This is a genomic window from Nonomuraea sp. NPDC002799, assembly GCF_053592075.1.
Window position 1 is genome coordinate 1 of sequence record NZ_JBSFVA010000127.1, and the last position, 2,128, is coordinate 2,128.

3 protein-coding genes are annotated in these 2,128 nt (G+C 71.9%); all 3 read right to left on the minus strand.

Annotated elements, in window-relative coordinates; all coding sequences use genetic code 11:
* Positions 1 to 191 (minus strand): hypothetical protein (locus ACWD0F_RS51995; RefSeq protein ID WP_449890560.1); only part of this gene is annotated, 191 nt, incomplete at its 3' end.
* Positions 192 to 380: 189 nt separating this feature from the next.
* The gene (locus tag ACWD0F_RS52000) at positions 381 to 746 is read right to left on the minus strand and encodes an STAS domain-containing protein (RefSeq protein ID WP_449890562.1); all 366 of its coding nucleotides are present in this window, start codon (positions 744 to 746) and stop codon (positions 381 to 383) included.
* Between the two features lie 196 nt (positions 747 to 942).
* A partial coding sequence (locus ACWD0F_RS52005) for an MFS transporter (RefSeq protein WP_449890564.1) occupies positions 943 to 2,128 on the minus strand: 1,186 nt, incomplete at its 5' end.

The following is a 2,128-nucleotide window of genomic DNA, read 5'->3' on the forward strand; positions in this document are numbered from 1 at the left end:
TTGAACACCGAGGCGATCTCCCCGAGCAGCCCGTCGGCGTCGTCGGGCAGGCGGGTGCGGAAGTCGCCGTCCCTGACCGCCGTCAATCCGGCGAGCAGGCGGCGGAGCTCGGGCTCACCGACTTCGCCAGGGTCGCGGACGCGCTTGCCTCGCGCGGCCGATCGGGACGTGCCGACGGTGGGGTCGCTCATGACCGGTCCTCCGTACTCGCCCGGACGTTCCTCAGGTTGCGGGAAGACTAGCCGGAGGGGCCCGTCGAGCGCGCTAGCCGCAGGTTGTCATCTACCTATCACAGGACGTACACGGTTGCTTCGGTAACGGTCTTCAGCTCAAGGAGGTGCCACGTCGCTGACCCTTCGTCACGGCGATCCGGATTCTTCTCAGATGGAGCGTTCCGACGCGATGAGTGCGGCGGTCACGGCGTCCGCCACGGTCTCGTGGACGGGGACGTGGGCCAGGACGCCGGTGATCTCGAAGAGCCGGGCGGGTAAGGGCTGCACGGCCGCCAGATGCACCGCGCCGCCTTGCCGGAGCGTGTCGGTGGTGCACTTCATCAGGACGTGCAGGCCCGAACTGTCCATGAAGGGCACCTGCGAGAGGTCGAACACGAGCCATTCGTCAGGCGCTGTGCGGATCTCCTCGATATAGGTCTCAAGCTGCCGGCGGTTCGTCGCGTCCATCTCGCCGCCCACGGCGATCACGGTCACACCGGGCAGCCGCCGCTGCGACAGCGTCAAGGGTGACATCGACGGCTTCACCGCTTTCGCCAGCGGAACGTGACCACCAATGAAGAATAGACGGCCGACGTCATCGGCGATATCCCGATTTGGGCAGTTTCGATCTTGTTTTATGCGGACAGCGGCGCCGGGTCGGCGTCGTGACCGTCAGCGCGGCGGCGCCGCCGCTGGGGCACCCGGTGCGGGCGCGCCCCAGCGGGCCGGATCAGTGACCGTGACCGTGGCCGGCGAACGCTCCGCCGGGCTTGCCCGGGGGCACCAGGACCAGCGCGACGACGGCCGCGACGCCCGCGACGACGGCGCACAGCGTGAGCCCGGCGACGAAACCGCCGGTGCCCGCCACCGAGCCGGGCACGAGGCTCGACGCGGCCACCGTGGACACGACGGCGACGCCGATCGAGCCGCCGAGCTCGTGGAAGGTGCTGATGACGCCGGAGGCGACGCCGTTCTCGCCCGGAGGGATGTTCGCCATGGTCGTCGTGGTGGCCGTCACGAACGCGGGCCCGATGCCGAGCGCGGCCAGGACGAACCCGGGCAGCAGGGTGGTGTACGCGCCGGCGTCAGGGGAGACGCGCGTCATCAGCAGCGCCCCGGCGGCGGTCAGCATGAACGCCGCCGCCGCCGCCGCCACCGGCCGCCCGCCGGCCTTACCGATGAGACGCCCGCCGAGATGCGCGCCGATGGTGATCGCGACGGCCACGGGCAGGAACGTGAGCCCGGTCCGCAGGGCGCTGAACCCCAGCACGTGCTGCAGATAGAGCGAGCTGAGGAAGAACAGCCCCAGCATCAACCCGGTGGCCACCAGCATGACGAACGCCCCGGAGATCACCGGGCGGCGGGCCAGGGTCGCGGCGCGCATCAGCGGTGACCGTGCCGACCGCTCGATGACCACGAACAGCACGTACAGCAGCCCGGCGCCGGCGAGCGGCAGCAGCGTGCCCGCCGCCGCCCAGCCGGCGTCGCCCGCCGTCACCAGCCCGTAGATCAGCAGCGCCGTGGCCAGCGTGACGACCAGCGCGCCCGGCACGTCGATCCGCTCCCGCCGCGCCCCGTCCCTCTGCTCCCACCGGCGTGCCCCGTCCATCCGCTCCTGGCCGGGCCGCTCCCGTCGTGCGGTCGCGGACGGCAGGATCGTGGGCGCGGTGGCGAGCACGAGCAGTCCGATCGGCACGTTCACGAAGAACACCCACGTCCAGCCCGGTCCTTCGGTGAGCACGCCGCCGAGCAGCACGCCCAGCGCCGCCCCCGTCCCGCCGATGGCCGCCCAGACACTGAGCGCGCCCCTGCGGCGTTCGCCCTGGAAGGTGGTGGTGATGACGGCGAGGGCGGCCGGGGAGAGCAGGGCCGCGCCGACCCCCTGCAGCGCCCGCCCGGCGATCAGTACGGCCCCG